The following is a 15,939-nucleotide window of genomic DNA, read 5'->3' as shown; positions in this document are numbered from 1 at the left end:
AGGAATATAAGTGGCGAATGCAATGAATAAAATCTTAATCCTCGAACCTTCTTACAGTAATTTTCATTGCGATCTTGCGCATTGCCTATCATCTGATGTTTATAGTTTTGTTTTTAATTTAGGGAATTTAATCTATTTAAAAGGATCCCATAAATTTATTGTTGATGAGAAAATTAAGCATCACCCATATTCGTCAGATGATCTTTACATTGCTAAAAATACAAAGAGTTTATTTACGGAAAAAACTAGAAAGCACGAAAAAATAGAGCCTAGTGAAACTGATTTTATTTATATGGCTAAATATATTGCCTTTTTACGTTATTTTATTAATGAAAAAAAAATAGATTTTGTTCTCATGCATAACGACTTACGTTGGCAGCATGCTCTGGCAATTCAGGTTTGTAATGAATTAGATATACGTTACTTAATTACTGAACGTGGTTTGTTTCGGCCTCATACTACAACCATTGATTTTCAAGGTGTTAACGCTTATAGCAGTATCTCGAAAAATATTCATTTTTATGAGGAGGTTACTGTAAAGAACCTTCCTTTTAAAGATTATTCAATTGGTCGATATAAGAGCTTTAAAGTTAATTTGAAATTCGCTCTTTTTTTATGTTTTAATTATTTTGGTGATCTTTTCAAATTAAATTCCCATCTAGCGAACCAAGGTTATAGCTTACTTAGTTATGCCTTTCTATTTTTAAAACAAAGAAAGAAGTTAAAGGCTAAATTAATTCCTGCATTACCTAAAAAGTATATTTTTATTCCTCTACAGGTGAATACTGATACGCAAATTTTGGTACATAGTCAGTATGAAAGTATACAAGCTTTTATTTACCATATTGAACATACATTTTATGCTGAGCAGAGTGACTTATCATTAGTCTTCAAACAACATCCTATGGATAAAGGGCAAAAATATAAGTTTGATGCTAGGAGTATTATTTCAAATAATTCAACGACACAGTTAATAAAAGATAGTGAGTTTATCATTACTATAAACTCTACGGTGGGGTTTGAAGCTATTCAACAATACAAGCAAGTTATTGTGTTAGGTGAGGCTTTTTATAAAATTTCTAAATTATGTATCGCTTCATCTATTGATAGTTTTCGAAAAGATTTAAAAACTTGTTTAAACAACCAAGTTGAAATAGATCGTCAATTAATTGATAAATTTATTTACTATTTAAAGCAAGAATATCAAGTAAATGGTAATTTGTTTAACTATGATGCTGATATGTTAGCAAAGGTTAAACTGTTGATAGAAAAACAAAGTCTTAAACAACTCACTTCGCCCCAAACCCCGTTAGCATGGTTTTAAGCGTTTTAAAGAAGATGTTTACATCGAGCCAGAATGATAGGTGTTTGATGTAGTAGAGATCGTGTGCGAGCTTCTCTCGGGTAGAATCTGTGTCTGCAGTATAACCTTGCACTGTTTGTGCCCAACCTGTAATGCCGGGTTTTACCATGTGGCGGTAACCATAAAATGGGATATCTGCTTCAAAGGCTTTTACAAAGCTTTCTTGCTCTGGTCTTGGACCGATTAAGGCCATCTCACCTTTTATTACATTAAAAAACTGCGGTACTTCATCTATACGGGTTTTACGGATAAATCGGCCAATATTGGTGACTCTTGCATGTTCTTCTGTGGCGAATTTAGAGTCTGCCTTTGGGCAACCAACTTCCATACTTCTTAGTTTGTAAATCTTGAATATTTTTCCACCTTGTCCTATTCGCTTTTGTGTATAGAAAACCGGACCTTTACTCTCTAGTTTGATTGCGATGCTGATGATTAACATTAATGGTAAAAATACTGGGAGGCTTAATAGTATTAGCCCTGTTTCTATGAAACGTTTGATTAAGCGATAGCTAGGGTTAGTGTTTAAAGCATTGAGCGCATTTTCTGATAGATGAGTGGTTTGCACTTTGCCTTCAATCATCTCTTTAATCGTTTCTGAGTGGTAAACAACCTTGTTATTGATGCTGCAGTCAGCAATAAACTTCTCTTGCTCTGCAGTTAGTGATTTATGTAAATTTACTACTAGACCATCTTTAATTTGTTTCAGATTATAAGGTGAATTGATAGTTTCAATTTCGATATGTTGGTTGCTATTAAATGATGAAAGAGTGAAATTATCGATAGCTTGTAGTTTTAAAATAGAGCTTTGGTGGTTAAATCGTGCACTTATCAGTAGCCAGAATAGAACTACGGCAAATCCATAAATGAGAGTAGGGCGAGAGTATTCGATACGTAATAAAACGATAGCAATAATCGCGATACTGTAAAGTGATAGCATCACAGGCAATACATATAAACTTTTGTCGACTAATAAAAACTTAGTGACTCTAGGTAGGGTAATTACGCAGCTAGAATAAACGGCTACTGTAATTAGCAAACTGTTGTAAACCGTTGTATATGAGAGTGGCATAAATAAGTCTATGATGGCATAAATTAAGATTAAACCAATCGCATAAGTAACGTATTTATTGGAAAAAAATTGTTGGGTTTTATACATTACTAATAACTACTCATACAAAGATAAATTAAGGGGTTAAGTTTTCTATTTCAGGAAGATTAACTATATTCCTTTTAGCTAAAGTTATAAATTATGTTGATAATATTGGTAGAAGGTTAATACCTTAGATACATATTTCTGTGTTTCTGGGTATGGAGGAATTTGGCGTTTATAGCGCCTGACTGCTCCTTCTCCTGCATTATAAGCTGCGGCAGCAAGCTCTCTTGTTTTAAATTCTTTTAATAATATTTTTAAATATAATGCCCCGGCATAGATATTCTGTGTTGGGTCAAAAGCATCGGTGACGGAAAAACGCTTGGCTGTTTCAGGCATTAGTTGCATTAGCCCCTGTGCCCCAGCGGAAGATACTGCATTACGTTGATACGCAGATTCTGCAGTGATCACCGCATGTAAGAATGCTGGATCTAATTGGTTTTTCTCTGCTGCTTTTAAAATGATGGGGTGATACTTTCTTTGTAAGGTTTTATCACGTGGAATTGATATGTTGGTATAGCTTTTCGCTTTCCAGTTTCTAAAGCTAGTGGGCTTTTTATTCGTGTCACTGCGTAATAGAAGCGTGTAGTTTTCATTTTCTTTGCGCTCAGAAAAGTATTTATTACCATTTTTATCGGTATACATATAAATGTCAGCGTGACTGGTGCTGAATAGTCCGCTTAGTAATAAAGCGATAAAGCCAAATAGTGAGCGGAATACTTTCATATTATGGCTGAGCCTCGCTACTGATATTAGCAGAAGAGGTTGCTTGGCTTGTAGTTACTGCGACAGAGGTCCTTTCTGATGCGCTCTCTTTCACTTTATCTGCATTCTTTAAACCGCTATCTCCCGGATATAAATAACGTGCATAAGCTAGTACTTCGGCTGCTCTTTCTGGTTGGTTATGATGTTGATAGGCAATATAAAGCAAATGATAGAAAAACGGTTTAGGTGTGCTGTAAATGGTTTTTTCTAAACCTAATATCACTTTCTCCATTTCAGCTTGATTACCTGTGTTAATCGCATTGGTTAAACGGAAGTTGTAAAGATGAAAAGATAAGTTATCTTCAAATACCAAAGGATTGACAATATTGATGATCTCTCGAAGGTCACGTGTTTGGCTACGTTCAAAATGCGTAACTGCATGAATCGCAAATAGATTAGTGATCATGAAAATAGCAGTAAATAATGGAATTAATGTACCTGCAACGCGTAAAAAGAAGGTGGGCGAAAAGTTTTTTTCATTATTTTTTTGTGACTCTGAATCCACATAAAAGACTAAGACCATTAATACCAGCCAATGCAATGCGGAATGGTATAAAGGATATTCAGTTTGTGTATGTAAGCCAATGGGTACCACTAAGGCAAGTAACGCGAGTGCTTTGCTAAGGTTAAATGAGCATAGTCGATAAAAGAAGGTAAGCACTAATAGCAACATACCTAAAATAGGTGCTATCCCTCCTTCAATCGCCCAAAATATAAGATCGTTATGAGGATGGGTCAATACTTGAGAAAACTTGTTAAGTTCGCCATTTTTAACACGTTCAGCATGACTTAAGAGGTATTCTTTTTCAAAACTGCCGTAACCATATCCTAATAAAGGCCTTTCTTTGATCATGTGCCAACCGTGTTGATACATTTCAATACGAGCGCCACCTTCTTTCATTGCTTCTACATTACGCGCACCTAATGCATCACCTTTTAAAGAAGCAAAACCTATCCCTAATATGACAGCGAGTACAAATAAACTGACGCGTTTCTTATTACTTTGCCATGCCCAAGGTAAAAGTAGCAATAACCCGATGAGAGTGCCTAAATAACCAGTACGAGACATGGCAATGCTGATCACCCACATATTTAATAATGCAGTTAACAGTAAAAATGCTTGTAGTCTTTTATCCTGTACCTGTTGTAACAAGTAGCCACTTAAAATAAGCGTAGTCGCCATAAAGCTGGCAAGCACGTTAGGTTGTTGGAAGATGCCATAAGGACGACCATAACCGACGCTATAACCAAAGTAATTACGGGCTGGTAACAAGTAATCTTGCATCAAGCTATAACAAGCTTGAATAAAGCCTGCTAATACAATGAGTAGTAATAGCTTAATAATTTGTTCTCGCGTAAAACTAAATTGTTGTAGGCTAAGAAATAGCAGCACACCTGCGAATAATCCTAATAGCCGGGTATAGCTTTGATCTGCTAAGGCATTATTGGGGTACGCTAAGGGTAGAAAAAACAAACCTAAAGCAATAAATACAATGGCAGTGTACTTGGAGTAGATAATTTTTTGTTGGGCGGTGATCTGCCAAAGGCCTAAGCCAATTAAAAGAGAGAAAAATATCCAAACAACGTTGTTTACAGCTAATTGTAACCCACTACCACCTTGGTTATGTTGAAAGTAGTGCGCGCCTAGCCCCATTAACAATGTAAAACTGATAAAGAAGGCACGTGTTAGCTTTTGTTGTAAGTCCATTTATCTCTCGTATTTATTATTATTATTTTAAAACAAGGCAATATTTCTGCTTATGCAGAGGTACTTTTTTCTAAAATAGGTTTTAAGAACTGTCCAGTATAACTGCCTTTTACTTTTACTACATCTTCTGGTGTGCCTGTGGCAATAATTTCACCACCTCCATTACCACCTTCAGGGCCTAAGTCGATGATCCAATCGGCTGTTTTAATGACGTCTAGGTTATGTTCTATAATCACTAGGGTATTGCCTTTATCACGAAGAGTATGGATAACTTTTAGTAATTGGGCGATATCGTGGAAGTGTAATCCGGTTGTTGGCTCATCTAGGATATATAGGGTTTTACCCGTATCACGCTTGGATAACTCTTTAGCCAATTTAACGCGTTGTGCTTCACCGCCAGATAAAGTCGTCGCTGCTTGACCTAGGCGAATGTAGGATAAACCAACATCCATTAATGTCTGTAATTTTCGTGCAATAACCGGTACTGCTTCAAAGAATTTAAAGGCATCTTCTACTGTCATATCCAATGTTTCATGAATATTCTTGCCTTTGTATTTTACAGACAAGGTTTCACGATTATAGCGTTGTCCTTTACATGAATCACAAGGTACGTAAACATCTGGTAGGAAGTGCATCTCTACTTTGATCATGCCATCACCTTGGCAGGCTTCACAACGGCCACCTTTTACATTAAAACTAAAACGGCCTGGCTTGTAACCACGAGAGCGAGATTCTGGCGTAGCGGCAAACAGCTCACGGATAGGAGTAAAAATACCCGTGTAAGTTGCTGGATTCGAGCGTGGCGTTCGACCAATTGGACTTTGGTTGATATCCACCACTTTATCCAGTTGTGATAAACCAGTAATGCTCTTATGCGCTGCAGCTTGAATGGTTGTGGCTTTGTTCAGTTTAGTTTGTGCTAACGGAAAGAGGGTATCGTTGATCAGCGTTGATTTACCTGAACCCGATACACCTGTAATACAGGTTAATACGCCTAATGGTAAGTCTAAATTGACTGATTTTAAGTTGTTTGCACTGGCTTCTTTTAGTTTCACCCATTTGTCGGTTAGGGGAGTGCGTTGCGCTGGCACGACAATTTCTTTACGGCCACTTAAATAATCTGCGGTTAGTGAGTCTTTCGACTTTAATATTTTTTTGTAACTGCCTTCAGCAATAATCTCACCACCGTGAATCCCTGCACCTGGACCGATATCGATAATATGATCGGCTTGGCGAATAGCATCTTCGTCATGTTCTACAACGATCACTGTATTACCTAGGTCACGTAAATGCGTTAGCGTTTTTAATAAACGTTCGTTATCGCGTTGATGTAAACCAATCGAGGGTTCATCTAGTACATACATTACCCCCATTAAACCCGCTCCAATTTGGCTAGCTAAACGAATACGCTGTGCTTCACCACCGGATAATGTTTCTGCACTACGCTCTAAACTTAAGTAATTAAGTCCAACATTCACTAAGAAACTCAGTCGCTCTAGAATCTCTTTTAAGATCTTTTCTGCTATTTTGGCTTTTTGTCCAACCAGTTTAATATTTTCGAAGAACTGCTCTGCATCGGCAATAGAAAGTGCTGATACATGAGAGAGATTTACATCATTAATAAAGACATGACGAGATGACTCTTTTAAACGTGAACCGCCACAGCTAGAGCAAGATTGACGGTTCATATATTTGCTTAAATATTCGCGCATCGCTGGGGATTCTGTCTCTTTATAGCGACGTGAGCGATTGGGAATAACTCCTTCAAAAGCATGTAAACGAGATACTAAGTCACCTTTATCATTACTGTAAGTAAAGGCTATTTTTTCTGCTCCAGTGCCTTGCAGCACATATTGCTGGTGTTTTTTACTTAATGATTTAAAAGGAGCGGTGAGCGAGAATCCATAATGCTCTGCAACCGCACGCAGAATCTGGTAGTAGTAGTTAGATTTGCTACTCCATCCTTCGATTGCACCATCGGCTAAACTCAGTGTTGGGTCAGTGACCACTAGTGCTTCATCAAAATATTGTTCAACCCCTAAACCATCACAAGTTTCACAGGCACCGGCTGGACTATTAAAAGAGAAGATACGCGGCTCTAATTCTGCAATGCTGTAACCACAATGCGGACAAGAGAAATTAGCAGAGAAAAGTTGTTCAGGCTGACTATCATCCATGTGTGCCAAAATAGCTGAGCCGTTACTTAGCTCTAACGTAGTTTCAACGGACTCTGCTAAACGCTGCTTTAAGTCATCACGTACTTTAAAGCGGTCAACCACCACTTCGATAGTGTGTTTTTTATGTAACGCTAGTTTAGGTGGATCACTTAGGTCACAAACATCACCGTCAATTCGTGCACGTAAAAAACCTTGTGCAGCTAGGCTTTCAAAGGTTTTAACATGTTCTCCTTTACGCCCTTTTACAATTGGCGCTAATAGCATCATTTTAGTGCCTTCTGGTTGCTCTAAAATAGTATCGACCATTTGGCTTACGGTTTGTGCGTGTAAGGTTACGCCGTGTGTTGGACAACGAGGATCGCCGATGCGAGCAAAGAGTAATCGAAGGTAATCGTAAATTTCAGTGATGGTTCCTACTGTCGAACGTGGATTATGCGAGGTAGATTTTTGTTCGATAGAGATAGCTGGAGATAAACCTTCAATATGCTCAACATCCGGTTTTTCCATTAATGATAAAAATTGGCGTGCATAGGCAGATAGAGACTCAACATAACGACGCTGACCTTCTGCATATAAAGTATCAAATGCTAATGAGGATTTTCCCGAACCTGATAGACCGGTGATCACCACCAATTTATCACGTGGGATTGATAAGCTAATATTTTTTAAGTTATGCGTTTTTGCACCGCGAATTTCAATATTGTTCATTATTTCTCACTCATTAATACATTGAATTGGTGTATTTGATATCTGAAAGCGTTATATAACCATTATGTTACACTGTAAATTATTACAGTGGTAGTGTGGCGGAATGTACTTTTATCGATCTCTTTTGATTTGAGATAGGCTGCTTAACGTTTATTTTTTACACTTGATTATGATTGTCATAACAAGGCTTTGCAAACTGGATCTTTCTGTTTGCCTGATAATAAGCAATTGCATGAAAACGGTTCAAGGAAGTACACAGTTATATAACGAAGTGTTATGTAAATAGGTTTATAAAGAGGAGGTTTGCTTTAATTTAAGCTAGCCGAACTTCAACACTGTTCTGCAAAAGCAGTGCTCTTAAACATACTGATTCACAATAATAATGAGTTACGTATTAATGATTTTAAAAGATCATTAGTCCGCAAAAACGACTACTGCATTTTTACCACCGTCATTCATGCCATTATCCACATAACTGTAAGCATCATCAGGTAATAGTGTGAAGGGTTCACCTGTTTCTGAGGTAGCTTGATAGATAAATTGAAAACCTTCACGATCTTCCATTGAGATATTCTCAGCTATTTTAAATTTACCGTTTTTGAATTTTTTAAATTCAATAGGTTGCCATTCGTTATGCTCTGATAATAGGTTAATGGTGCTTGCATTATTCGCCATCTCTTTACTGATTTCGAATGTCACTTTAACAATGGGTTTATTTTTTAAGAATTGCTTTTTAATGCTCATATCCACTCCTTAAAACTATATCTCTTTGAGATTTAATTTACTGCAAAATTTGTACAAATTCTAGTCAATTTTGTTCTGGTTAAACATTTAAATTAAATTGTTGATTGATAATATCTTGAGTGAATGCCTTTTTAAGATAAAAACCACGTGGCCTGACTTTAATTAATTCACCTTCTTCACCATACGCATCTGTCACCACTTGCCCATTGGCGGCTTTCGGACGTAGTTGCAATACTTGCCCGTCTCTTGCACTGATCTGCTCGATCTTGCCGAGTGCTATCTTCTCCATGAGCTCATTCCAGTCTTGACGCATTAACTGTTCTTGCTGTGCGGACGCTGTCCATAAAAATCCGTTTCCAACTAAACGCTCTGCTAATGGAATTTTCCGCTCACCTTGCACCGGCAACCACAATACTTTACTGAGTTTATTGCGAATGTTGCTGTTTTCCCAAGTAAGGTGAGTGGTATTTAAAATGGGAGTGCTACATACAAAGGTGGTTTCTAGTACTTTGCCATTACTATCAATAGGGATAGTTTTTAGTTCAATGCCGAGGTGTTTGAAATCTTGCTCAGGTTTGCTGCCTGCCGACGCACCTAAATGCCACTCTATCAGTTGTCCTACCCAGCCTTTGTTTTTACGTAGGTTTTCTGGGGTAATGATCCCTGCTATGTCTGCTAATTCAGATAAAGAAAAGCCGGCTATAGCTTCGCAATAATTTAATAATTGAGATTCAGACGTCGGTGTAGGCTGCATAATAACTCGCTTGAAAGGTTAAAAGAGATAAACAGATTAATTGTACGTGTTTTTTTATTGTTGGGTTATTCATAGTTTTAAAATGAACTTACACAGAGTTATGCACATTTTTAGTGGATAACTGAATAGATCATAAGATCTTTACTTTGATTCAACACATTTCGCTTTAATTTTCTAAAAATCTATTTTTTATGTTTATTTTTTGAGCAAAAAAGTGCTGTTTAATAAGGGTTGTATGTTTTTTATACGACCAAGATATTCACATTCGATTGTGAATGAAACTTACTGGATCTAATTACAGTGATACCTTTTTATTGTTTATGATTTTTATTTAACATACTGTTTTTAAATGTAATAATAGGTTTTTAAATAAATATATAAAGATCTTGCGGTTTGTTGTGTTTCTTGATTCTTTTATTTGTGTTTAATTGTACACATAGTTATGCACAGATTTAGTGGATACATTAATATTATTCATTTTCAGTAAACGTGAGCTAGGTACTATCGTTTAACCTTTTTATAGTTTATGAGTTTGATGGATAGGGGTTTCTGTGAAAGAATGCAATTATAATTATAATTTCATCTATTTTGTTTTGTCGTTGATTTACTTGTGTATAAATAAGAATAGATCTTAACCTGAGAAAGTTTTTTAATGATTGATGCTGACGGCTACCGTTCTAATGTAGGTATCATCATTTGTAATAAAAATGGTCAAGTTTTATGGGCTAAACGCTTCGGTCAACATTCATGGCAATTTCCACAAGGTGGAATAAAAGAGGGCGAAACCCCTGAAAAAGCGATGTATCGAGAGTTATATGAAGAAGTTGGCTTAAAACCTGAGCATGTCAAAGTAGTGGCGAGCAGTCGTCAGTGGCTGCGTTATAAACTTCCTAAGCGTTTAGTACGCTGGGAATCACCCGCACCTATTTGTATTGGTCAAAAACAACGCTGGTTTTTATTACAATTGATTGCAAAAGAAGAGCAAATTGGATTTGATACTTGCGGACACCCTGAATTTGATGATTGGCGATGGGTTACTTACTGGTATCCAGTGCGTCAAGTAGTATCATTTAAACGTGATGTGTATAGAAGAGCATTGACTGAGTTTGCCCATGCTGCATTTTCTCTGATGCATAGAACAGATAAAAAACGAAACAAACGACCTCGTCGAGGCTCTTACAAATAATAAATACCTTCTTACCTTACTAATAGGAGCGTTTTATGTTCAGCCAACTTCGTCAAATTGTAGAGCAATTCGGTGAGGCCAGTACACTTTCTGATGCTATGAACTTATTAGTACAGCAAACTAAAAGTACGATGATCCTAGATTGTTGTTCTATTTTTGTGACTAATCAAGAAACTAAAAAGCTAACGCTAATGGCCAGTGAAGGGTTAGATAGTCAAGTAGTGGGCGCAACGCATTTTAATTTAGATGAAGGTATTGTTGGTTTGGTTTACCAAAAAGGTGAGCCAATTAATTTAGTGAACGTTTCAGAACACCCTCAGTTTAAATATCTCCCTTCCAGTAATGAAGAGCAGTTTAATTCGTTTTTAGGTGTGCCTATTATTCATAAACGCCAAGTGTTAGGTGTTTTGGTGGCACAGCAACGTACCCCTCGTTTATATAATGAACTTGAAGAATCTTTCTTAGTTACCTTAGCTGTGCACCTTGGCAGTGTATTAGGTGGCACCTTACTAGATTTACCTGAAGAAACTGAATCTAAAAGCCGATCCTTGCATCTACAAGGCAGTCCTGCGAGTTCTGGTATTTCTATTAATAAAGCACATGTATTACAGGCTCACCTATTGTTAACCGATGTGGGCATAGAGCAGAGTGAAGATCCTGAACACGAAATGATCTCCTTTACTAACGCTGTGCAAGCCTGTGCAGATGAATTTTCCAAGGTATCTATCACCTTAAAGGAGCAAGTATCGAAAGATGCTTTTATGCTGTTTGATGTATACGGACACCTTTTACAGGATAAAGCGTTACTGAGTGCGGTAGAAGTTCAGATTAGGCAAGAGAAGCTAACCGCTAAAAGTGCTGTTAAACGTGTTTCTGAGACTTATATAGAACAGTTTGAGAGCATGAGTGATCCTTACTTAAGAGAAAGGGCTGTTGAAATTAGAGATGTAGGCCAGCGTTTGTTATACCACCTCTCTAATCGCGATGACGAGCAGCTCGACTTTCCGGACGAAATTATTTTAGTTGCCGAAGAGGTGACCATCTCAATGTTGGCCATGGTACCGCCTGATAAGCTGAAAGGGATTGTTTCTGTACGTGGTGGTTTAAGTTCTCATATCGCAATCCTATCGCGCACTTTAGGTATTCCTGCGGTATTAGGTGTACCACTGCGTTTGAAGAACATTGGTCAGAAAAACATGATCATCAATGGCTATGCCGGCACCATTATTATTGAGCCTGAAGCATCATTAGTTGCTGAGTATCAAATTCTCTTAGATGAAGAGAATGAGATGAAAGCGTTAGTGGAATTGGAAGCTAATCAAGCAGCAGTGACTAAAGATGGTTGCGAAGTTGAGCTGTTATTAAACACTGGTTTGAACTCAACACCAGACGTGTTCTCTGAACATAACTTCTCTGGCATCGGTTTATATCGTAGTGAATTACCTTTTATGCTGAGTAATGCCTTCCCGACAGAGCAGGAGCAAGTTAGCACCTATAAATCATTATTTGATCAGTACCAAAACTTGCCTGTTACCATGCGTACCTTAGATATTGGTGGTGATAAACAATTAAGTTATTTCCCAATTAATGAAGAAAACCCCTTCTTGGGCTGGCGTGGTATTCGTTTAACCTTAGATCATCCTGAAATATTTTTGATTCAAATACGTGCCATGTTACGTGCGAGTATCGAAACCCAAAATTTACGTATCATGTTACCAATGGTTGGCTCGGTCGGTGAGGTTGAAGAATCTAAGCGCTTGATAGAGCAAGCATGGCAAGAGGTGTGTTGGGAACAAGCTTTATCACATGAGCAGTTTCCGTTGCCTGATATCGGTGTGATGATCGAGGTGCCATCGGCTATTTTTATTATTGATCAACTTGCGCCGCTGGTGGACTTTTTGTCAATTGGAACCAATGATTTAACTCAATATTTACTGGCTGTGGATCGTAACAATAGTCGCGTAGCTGATCTATTTGATAGTTATCACCCTGCGGTATTACAAGCGATGCGGTTGATTTTAGAGCAAAGTAAAAAGAACAACATAGAAGTCAGTATCTGTGGTGAATTAGCAGGTGATCCAATTGGCTTGTTAATGCTGTTAGGCTTGGGATATCGGAAACTAAGTATGAATGCCTTTAATATTAATAAGGTGAAGTATCTTCTTAATAAAATTACCATTTCAGAGCTTGAGGTTTGTACGGAAGTCGCGTTAAAAGGGCATGATGGCGCTTTTATTAAACAAACTTTTATTAACTACTTGGATGAGAAAGGGTTAGGCGGTTTTGTTCGAGCAGGTAAGAAATAGTTGGTCATTTTTAATACTATTCAAAAACGAAAAAACCGATCACATGATCGGTTTTTTATTGTTGTATTTTCAGAATTAGTTTTAGCTTTTAGCTGCTAACTCTTTTGCTTCTTCAGCACGACAAGCTGCTGTCGTGAAGATAACGTCAGTAGAGCTGTTTAAAGCTGTTTCTGCAGAGTCTTGAACAACACCAATGATAAAGCCGATAGCAACAACTTGCATCGCCACTTCATTCGGTACACCAAATAAGCTACAAGCAAGTGGGATAAGTAATAATGAACCGCCTGCGACCCCTGAAGCACCACATGCTGACACAGCTGCTACCACGCTTAATAAGATGGCAGTAAAGATATCAAATTCAATTCCTAACGTATGAACAGCAGCTAGTGTTAATACCGTAATAGTAATCGCTGCACCTGCCATGTTAATGGTCGCTCCTAACGGAATAGAAACAGAGTAAGTATCTTTATGTAGGTTTAATTTCTCACATAATGCCATATTAACTGGGATATTAGCCGCAGAACTACGTGTGAAGAAGGCTGTTACACCAGATTCACGTAGACATTGTAGAATCAGTGGATAAGGGTTTGAACCTAATTTGATGTAAACAATAATTGGGTTAACAATTAAGGCAATGAATAACATTGAACCCACTAATACTGCTAATAGGTGAGAGTAACCAATCAGTGAATCAAAACCTGTTTCTGCAAAGGTTGTTGCTACTAAGCCAAAAATACCAATAGGCGCGAGACGAATAACCAGTTGTACAATCTTCGAAACACCATGCGCTAGATCTTGCAGTAATTTTTTAGTCGATTCATTAGCGTGTTGTAATGCCAAGCCTAAACCAACAGCCCAAGCTAAAATACCGATAAAGTTACCTGTTAACAGTGCATTAACTGGATTATCAACGATTTTAAATAACAAGGTATTCAAAACTTCCAAAATGCCTTCAGGTGGAGTGGTGGTTACATTACTGGTGATTAGTACTAATTCAGTAGGAAAAACATAACTAAATAAAACAGCAGTAATAGAGGCTAACAAAGTGCCAATTAAATATAGGTGGATAACTGGTTTAAGATTAGTGTGGCTGCCTTTTGCTTGGTTAGCAATAGACGAAGCAACTAAGATAAACACAAGAATTGGCGCAACGGCTTTTAACGCGCTAACGAAAAAACCACCTAGAAAAGAAACTGATGTTGCAGTGCTTGGTGAAAAGCTCGCAAGGCAAACACCTGCAATGATACCGACAACAATTTGTAATACTAAGCTACCGCTCATCATACGTTGAATAAGAGTGGGGTTTGAACTCATTGAATATTCCTACTTTATTATTTTTATGCATTAATAAATGTACTTATCGATGCCATGATTAATCATTTAACGCTTTATTTCGGAAAACGCTGTTACTGCAAAACTACAGGGGATTGTAGTGAGTAATCTGTTATTGAAATTAATACAGATCATAATTTGGCGCAGAAAATAGCATAAATAGCGGGAAATTAATTCGGTAATTGCTATTTTTTATCATTTAGTAAAAAACAGCTGACAAGATGACTATTTATCTAGGTCTACTAGTTTTTCTTTTGAGAAAGAAAACTATGATTATTTTTCCACTGAAATTACGCTATGATACGGCCACTAAATTTATCAATTAGAGCAAATTATGTCCTCATCTCACTATGTATTACCTCAGATCGATCCGATCGCTATTAGTCTTGGGCCACTTGATATTCGTTGGTATGGATTAATGTATCTTGTTGGTTTCGCCTTTGCGTTTTGGATGGCAAACCGTGTATGTGATAAATCTAATGGCGTATGGACACGCGAACAAGCCAGTGATCTGTTATTTGCAGGTTTTATGGGCGTTATCTTAGGTGGTCGAATTGGTTATGTATTGTTTTATCAGTTCCCAACTTTTATCGACAATCCGATGTATTTATTTAGAATTTGGGAAGGCGGTATGTCATTCCATGGCGGCGTATTAGGGGTGGTTACAGCCATTATTATTTATGCTAAACGTCATCAACGTTCAATTTTATCGGTAGGTGATTTTATCGTGCCATTATTGCCAGTTGGCTTAGGCGCAGGGCGTATTGGTAACTTCATTAATTCAGAGCTTTGGGGACGTGTAACAGATTCTCCATTTGGCGTCGTGTTCTATAACGCAGGACCATTACCGCGTCATCCTTCGCAATTATATGAGTTTGCACTAGAAGGCGTTGCGCTGTTTATTATCTTATTCTTATTTATTCGTAAGCCCAAACCTGCCGGTTCAGTAGCTGGTTTATTCTTATTAGGTTACGGTACTTTCCGCTTTATTATTGAATTTGCCCGTGAGCCGGATGCACAGTTAGGCCTATTAACTTTTAATATGAGCATGGGACAAATTTTATCACTGCCTATGATTATTATCGGTACTATTTTAATGGTTTATGCATACAAAAATAATCCTGTTCCAGAAGTCAATGACAGCACTAAAAAAGCAAAGGATAAAAAATAATGAAACAGTATTTAGCGTTATGCCAACGCATCATAGACCAAGGGACTTGGATTGAAAATGAGCGAACTGGGAAACGTTGTTTAACCGTAATAAACGCTGATTTAGAGTATGATGTTGGTAATAATCAATTCCCAATGATCACCACGCGTAAGAGCTTTTATAAATCTGCGATAGCTGAGTTTCTTGGTTATATTCGTGGTTATGATAATGCTGCTGATTTTCGTGCATTAGGCACTAAAACGTGGGATGCGAATGCTAACTTAAATGATGCTTGGTTGAACAATCCACACCGTAAAGGTGACGATGACATGGGGCGTGTTTATGGTGTGCAAGGTCGTGCTTGGGCAAAGCCTGATGGAACCACATTAGATCAGTTGAAAAAAATTGTAGATAACCTTAAAAACGGTATCGATGATCGTGCTGAAATTCTAACGTTTTATAACCCAGGTGAATTTGATATGGGATGTTTACGCCCATGTATGCATACTCATACTTTCTCACTACTGGGTGATACATTGCATTTAACCAGTTACCAGCGCTCATGTGATGTGCCGCTTTTATAACCCTGGTCACAA

The 15,939-nt window shown here is 37.5% G+C and carries 11 protein-coding genes and 1 pseudogene; 5 read left to right on the top strand and 7 right to left on the bottom strand.

Annotation, left to right across the window (positions count from 1 at the left end):
* Positions 1–10: 10 nt before the first annotated feature.
* Positions 11–1,324 carry a capsular polysaccharide export protein, LipB/KpsS family gene (locus AC0L3W_RS12340; RefSeq protein ID WP_409438746.1) on the top strand — a complete coding sequence of 438 codons (1,314 nt, stop codon included), beginning with the start codon at positions 11–13 and terminating at the stop codon, positions 1,322–1,324.
* Here AC0L3W_RS12340 and AC0L3W_RS12335 read toward each other — a convergent pair.
* From AC0L3W_RS12335 to mutH, 6 genes are all read right to left on the bottom strand, one after another.
* Positions 1,290–2,432 (bottom strand): sugar transferase, encoded by a 1,143-nt coding sequence (locus tag AC0L3W_RS12335; RefSeq protein ID WP_409438747.1) that lies wholly within the window; start codon positions 2,430–2,432, stop codon positions 1,290–1,292. The two genes, AC0L3W_RS12340 and AC0L3W_RS12335, sit on opposite strands and share 35 nt — an antisense overlap.
* 171 nt (positions 2,433–2,603) lie before the next feature.
* Positions 2,604–3,239, bottom strand: coding sequence for a lytic transglycosylase domain-containing protein (locus AC0L3W_RS12330; protein WP_290039603.1), 636 nt, complete (start codon positions 3,237–3,239; stop codon positions 2,604–2,606).
* 1 nt (position 3,240) lies between these two features.
* Positions 3,241–4,986, bottom strand: a complete 1,746-nt coding sequence (locus AC0L3W_RS12325) for a PglL family O-oligosaccharyltransferase (protein WP_409438748.1) — start codon at positions 4,984–4,986, stop codon at positions 3,241–3,243.
* A gap of 50 nt (positions 4,987–5,036) precedes the next feature.
* Entirely contained in the window at positions 5,037–7,871 is a 2,835-nt protein-coding gene (gene uvrA / locus AC0L3W_RS12320; RefSeq protein WP_290039601.1) for an excinuclease ABC subunit UvrA, read from the bottom strand.
* 414 nt (positions 7,872–8,285) lie between these two features.
* Positions 8,286–8,615, bottom strand: a complete 330-nt coding sequence (locus tag AC0L3W_RS12315; protein ID WP_409438749.1) for a hypothetical protein — start codon at positions 8,613–8,615, stop codon at positions 8,286–8,288.
* Positions 8,616–8,694: 79 nt separating this feature from the next.
* Positions 8,695–9,369, bottom strand: coding sequence for a DNA mismatch repair endonuclease MutH (mutH, locus tag AC0L3W_RS12310; RefSeq protein WP_290039599.1), 675 nt, complete (start codon positions 9,367–9,369; stop codon positions 8,695–8,697).
* Between the two features lie 652 nt (positions 9,370–10,021).
* On the opposite strand from mutH, the gene rppH reads away from it, so the two are divergent.
* Entirely contained in the window at positions 10,022–10,555 is a 534-nt protein-coding gene (rppH, locus tag AC0L3W_RS12305; protein ID WP_113819281.1) for an RNA pyrophosphohydrolase, read from the top strand.
* 35 nt (positions 10,556–10,590) lie between these two features.
* On the top strand, positions 10,591–12,861 hold the full coding sequence (ptsP, locus tag AC0L3W_RS12300) for a phosphoenolpyruvate--protein phosphotransferase (RefSeq protein ID WP_290039597.1): 2,271 nt from the start codon (positions 10,591–10,593) through the stop codon (positions 12,859–12,861).
* Between the two features lie 81 nt (positions 12,862–12,942).
* Here ptsP and sstT read toward each other — a convergent pair whose 3' ends face one another.
* Positions 12,943–14,175, bottom strand: a complete 1,233-nt coding sequence (gene sstT / locus AC0L3W_RS12295) for a serine/threonine transporter SstT (RefSeq protein ID WP_290039595.1) — start codon at positions 14,173–14,175, stop codon at positions 12,943–12,945.
* Positions 14,176–14,527: 352 nt separating this feature from the next.
* On the opposite strand from sstT, the gene lgt reads away from it, so the two are divergent.
* A complete protein-coding gene (gene lgt, locus AC0L3W_RS12290) occupies positions 14,528–15,364 on the top strand; it encodes a prolipoprotein diacylglyceryl transferase (RefSeq protein WP_290039593.1) in 837 nt (278 codons plus the stop codon).
* Positions 15,364–15,921 (top strand): annotated as a pseudogene (locus tag AC0L3W_RS12285) (thymidylate synthase); the annotation flags it as partial. The gene lgt and the pseudogene AC0L3W_RS12285, both read left to right, overlap by 1 nt.
* Between the last annotated feature and the right edge of the window lie 18 nt (positions 15,922–15,939).

The organism is Psychromonas sp. KJ10-5 (genome assembly GCF_055808325.1).
Note: the sequence above shows the minus strand (reverse complement) of the source record. Positions and strands in the feature narration are given on the sequence as shown.